The sequence below is a fragment of the Thermodesulfobacteriota bacterium genome (assembly GCA_039028315.1).
GTDB lineage: Bacteria > Desulfobacterota_D > UBA1144 > Nemesobacterales > UBA2774 > CR02bin9.
Map to the genome: position 1 here is coordinate 1 of JBCCIH010000180.1, position 4881 is coordinate 4881.

Here is a 4881-nt window from a genome sequence, read left to right on the forward strand (position 1 = left end):
CAGGTTCATATAGTGCATCCGCTAAAACTGTAGACCCTCCATATACACTCCCTTCTCATATGTCTTTAGTCACAGGGCTTAAGCCAGAAAACCATGGCACGTATATAAATACATGGATACCTCAGATAGGTTATACAAAGCACGAAACTATTTTCACTGTAGCAAATAAACATGGCATTAATACCTCTATGTTTGTGGGTAAGGACAAACTTAATTTTATTGCAGTACCCGACAGCATTGATAAATTAGAGGTTATTGAATATAGCCCTGATAGCGTTGAGACAATCACCGAGAGCTTTATAAAGTACATAGATGACAATATCGGCATCATACTTGTCCATTTCCCAGAACCTGATATACCAGGGCATAAAAAGGGTTGGATGTCACCCACATATCTTGATGCCGTCAAAAGAGTAGACACTGAAATTGGAAAAATTATAGGTACCCTTAAATCCAAAGATCTATATGATAATACTCTTATTATTATTACTTCAGATCACGGCGGCAAAGGCAAGAATCATAAGGGGGATGACCCGCTAGTGACAACTATCCCTTGGCTAGCAGTTGGGAAAGGAATTAAAGAAAATTATATAATAAAAGATAATGTTTATATTTATGATACTGCTCCCACAGTGCTTAAAGCACTAGAACTTCCTATACCAAAAGATATTGACGGTAGTGTAGTCGAAGAAATATTTATGAACTAATTATTCCCGCTAGTTCTATACAATCTGTCAGAAATTTGTTATTTTTTAAGCAGTTATGAAGATCGCAACCAGAGAGATAGTTAGAGAAATAGACAGACTCACTATCAGCAAATACGGCGTCCCCGGATTAGTGCTGATGGAAAATGCGGGCAGAGCAACAGCTGATGTGATATTGGATAACTTTGCCTACGCAGACCGTATTGCTATATTCGCTGGAGGCGGCAATAACGGGGGAGATGGTTTTGTTATAGCTAGACACCTTATTTCTGAAGGGCTCGACGTAGACACTTACTTACTTTCGGATCCTAAAAAATATAAAGGTGATGCCCTTACTAACTATAAAGCACTTAAAAATAGCGGCGGAAATATAGTTGAATTAAAAAACAGTCTTAGAAAATACAAGCAAGCTGACGTTATAGTAGATGCTATTTTTGGCACTGGTTTAGACCGCGAAGTAGAAGGCTTCTATAAAAAGGCAATCGACTTTATAAACTCTCAAGGAGTTTCAACTGTGAGTGTGGATCTGCCCTCAGGACTAGATGCAAATACTGGCCAGCCTCTGGGAACTAGCGTTTTAGCAGACATTACTGTGACTTTTGTTCTGCCGAAGCTCGGTATGTCTATATATCCCGGAGTTGAATATGCAGGAGAAATATATGTAGCTGATATAACAACTCCAAAATTTCTTGAAGACGAGATACCATATGAGCTTTTAATCAGTGAATCAATAAGAGATATATTGGAGCCTCGTTACGAAGATACGCACAAAGGAACATACGGCCATCTGTTTATCCTAGCAGGTTCGCCCGGAAAATCAGGAGCGGCAGCTCTTAGCGCACTAGGAGCCCAACGAGTCGGAACAGGGTTAGTAACTATTGGAGTTCCAAAGAGCTTAAACCTAATCATGGAACAGAAAACAACCGAGGCTATGACAGAGCCGCTTCCAGAAACTGCACTTGAAACACTTGGTGAAATCTCGATCGATAGAGCTCTTGAGATAATCAAAGAAAGAAAAACTGCTGTTGCAATTGGTCCTGGAATCTCTACTACAAATGAAACTAGAGAATTTTTATATGAGATAATAAGAAAAACTAAAATTCCTATCCTTATCGATGCAGATGGAATTACGCTTGTCGCAGATAACCCCAATATACTAAAGGAAGCAAAAGCTCCCGTTGTACTTACACCTCATCCTGGAGAGATGTCGAGATTAGCTAACATTTCAACTGAGGAAGTGCAAGCAGACAGAATTGGAGTTGCCCTAAAATTTTCTTCACAATATAATTGCTATTTAGTACTTAAGGGCGCCCGCTCAATAATATCAACTCCAAGTGGTGAAATCTTTATCAACACTACTGGCAACGCTGGAATGGCAAATGGCGGAATGGGAGATGTGCTCACAGGTATAATAGGAGGGCTTTTAGCACAAAGACTAGCTCCTTCAGATGCCTGTAAGTTAGGAGTATTTGCCCATGGTCTCTCAGGAGATATTGTGGCTGATGAAAACGGAGAAACGGGTATTATAGCAACAGATGTCGCAAATAAGCTTCCTCAAGCTCTTAGAGAAATTAACAGCATGGATGATACAGTAATAACCCGAATTCGCTAGTTTTAATTCAACCCTAGAGAGAATAATATGGAACAAAGAGATAGCATAGAAATATATCTAAACAGCAGTGATGAAACATTAAAACTAGGTGAGATTATTGGAAAATCTTTAATCCCCGGTAGTATTATAGCCCTTGTGGGCGATCTGGGCGCTGGGAAAACAGTGCTTGTAAAGGGACTTGCGAGTGGTCTCGGAGTTGCTGAGGAACCAAATAGCCCGACATTTGTGATTATGAACTCTTATGAGGGCAAAATGCCTCTTTATCATTACGATCTATATAGATTAAGTGATGAAGATGAGCTTGCCGGCATAGGTTATGAAGAACATTTTTTTGGTGAGGGAGTTGCAGCAGTTGAATGGGCTGACCGGGTTCAAGGCATCTTCCCAGAACACACAATAAGTATAGAGATAACAATTCCAGAATCAGATAATGATGATTCTTTGACAAACAGAGTAATAAAAATTGAAGGTATAGATAAATGGCTCTCATCGTTCAAAAATATGGCGGCACAAGTGTTTCCAACCTTGAAAAAATAAGGTTGGTCGCACAGCACGTCGTAAATACAATGGAAAAAGGCAATGACGTTCTTGTAGTCGTCTCTGCTATGGCTGGGGAAACAGACAGGCTAGTAAAGCTTTGCCTTGAAGTTATGGACCCACCAGATGAAAGAGAGCTGGACGTGATTACCTCAAGCGGCGAGCAAGTATCTTCGGGCCTTTTGTCTATGACAATTAAATCCCTTGGTCACAATGCTCTATCATTTCAAGGACATCAAGTACGTATTATTACCGACGATGCTCATTCCAAGGCAAAAATTGTAAGAATTGACGCAGAGCGTATAAAAGAGGCCTTGTCAGAAGGGCATATAGTTGTAGTGGCCGGATTTCAAGGAGTGGATGATAATGGAAACGTAACCACTTTAGGAAGAGGCGGCTCTGATCTCTCAGCTGTAGCTTTAGCTGCTGCATTAGAAGCAGATTCATGCGAATTATATAAGGATGATGTAGACGGCATATTTACCACAGACCCAGGGATGGTTCCAAGCGCTAGGAAACTAGATAAGATCTCTTATGAAGAGATGCTTGAGATGGCCTCTCTTGGATCTAAAGTGCTTCAGGCAAGAGCTGTTGAGTTTGCCAAGAAATTCGGGGTGCCGCTTCATGTAAGACCTACATCAAAACCAGAGATACAAGGAACTTGGGTAGTAGAGGAGACTGAAGAAATGTCTAATATGGAAAATATTTTAATTTCCGGAATATCATTTGATAAAAACCAGGCAAAGATCACTATTACGGGAGTGCCCGACAGCCCAGGGGTCGCTGCAAACATATTTACCCCTCTAGCAGATAGCGGCATCGTTGTGGATATGATCGTTCAAAACATAAGTATAAAAGGACATACAGACATGACCTTTACAGTTCCAAGGACAGACTTTAAAAAATCGATTATAATAACTGAAGATTTAGCAAAAAAGCTTGGGGCAGAGAGTGTGGTATCAGATGACAAAATTACCAAAGTCTCATTGGTTGGAGTAGGGATGAAAACACACTCAGGTGTTGCAACAACTATGTTTACAGCCCTTGCAAAAGAAGGAATCAATATTATGATGATAAGTACATCAGAAATTAAGATTTCTTGTGTAATTGAAGAGAAATACACGGAGCTTGCAGTAAGGACGCTCCATGATGCATTTGAATTGGGAGAAGAGAAATGAGTGATAGCGCAGTAAAAATATATGATGTAACTCTAAGAGATGGGACACAGGGAGAGAGCATTTCATTCTCTATCCATGATAAGATCCGCATTGCTCAGAAGTTAGACGAACTTGGAGTGCATTATATTGAAGGCGGCTGGCCCGGTTCAAACGAAAGAGATGAGGGCTTTTTTGAAGAGGCCAAAAGACTTAGGCTAAGAAAAGCTAAAATTGCAGCATTCGGAAGCACTAGACGCGCCAAAGTCAGCTGCGAGGAAGACTCAAGTATTCAAGCTCTGCTTCAAGCAGAAACTCCAGCTGTAACAATTGTAGGGAAGAGCTGGGATTTCCATGTAACAGAGGCACTAAAAATCTCTCTTGATGCAAATCTAGAAGTAATTAATGATTCCGTTACATATCTAAAAAAACATGTAGATGAGGTTTTCTTTGATGCAGAGCACTTCTTTGATGGTTTTAAACACAACCCTGAGTATACGATTCAGGCCATTAAAGCTGCTCAAGAAGCAGGAGCCGACGTTATAGTGCTTTGCGACACAAACGGTGGCACTATGCCCTGGGAAATAGAATCTATTGTCAGCGAAGTAAACTCACGGCTAGATAATCCCAGCCTAGGAATTCACACTCACAACGACGGGGAGCTTGGCGTAGCGAACACGCTCTATGCCGTAAGAGGCGGCGTTGGGCAGATACAGGGAACTATGAACGGGTATGGTGAGAGATGCGGTAACGCAAACCTATGCTCAATAATACCTAACTTAAAACTCAAATTGGATATAGATTGCCTCGAAGACAATGAGTTAAAGAATTTGTACGATGTATCTCATTTTGTTCATGAGCTAACTAACCTGCC

At 40.7% G+C, this 4881-nt stretch carries 5 protein-coding genes; all 5 read left to right on the forward strand.

The features are described 5' to 3' along the window. On the forward strand, positions 1-707 hold a 707-nt coding region (locus AAF462_10100; GenBank protein MEM7009472.1), incomplete at its 5' end, for an alkaline phosphatase family protein. A gap of 55 nt (positions 708-762) precedes the next feature. Continuing rightward, the gene (locus AAF462_10105) at positions 763-2316 is read left to right on the forward strand and encodes an NAD(P)H-hydrate dehydratase (GenBank protein MEM7009473.1); all 1554 of its coding nucleotides are present in this window, start codon (positions 763-765) and stop codon (positions 2314-2316) included. A gap of 27 nt (positions 2317-2343) precedes the next feature. Then, positions 2344-2853, forward strand: coding sequence for a tRNA (adenosine(37)-N6)-threonylcarbamoyltransferase complex ATPase subunit type 1 TsaE (gene tsaE / locus AAF462_10110; protein ID MEM7009474.1), 510 nt, complete (start codon positions 2344-2346; stop codon positions 2851-2853). Beyond that, entirely contained in the window at positions 2796-4031 is a 1236-nt protein-coding gene (locus tag AAF462_10115) for an aspartate kinase (protein ID MEM7009475.1), read from the forward strand. The genes tsaE and AAF462_10115 overlap by 58 nt, the downstream gene beginning before the upstream one ends. Beyond that, on the forward strand, positions 4028-4881 hold an 854-nt coding region (locus AAF462_10120), incomplete at its 3' end, for a citramalate synthase (GenBank protein MEM7009476.1). The genes AAF462_10115 and AAF462_10120, both read left to right, overlap by 4 nt.

Excerpts from the sequence above, each read along its gene's own strand:
- AAF462_10105 (MEM7009473.1), top strand. The coding sequence starts at position 763 with ATGAAGATCGCAACCAGAGAGATAGTTAGAGAAATAGACAGACTCACT.
- tsaE (MEM7009474.1), top strand. The coding sequence starts at position 2,344 with ATGGAACAAAGAGATAGCATAGAAATATATCTAAACAGCAGTGATGAA.
- AAF462_10115 (MEM7009475.1), top strand. The coding sequence starts at position 2,796 with ATGGCTCTCATCGTTCAAAAATATGGCGGCACAAGTGTTTCCAACCTT.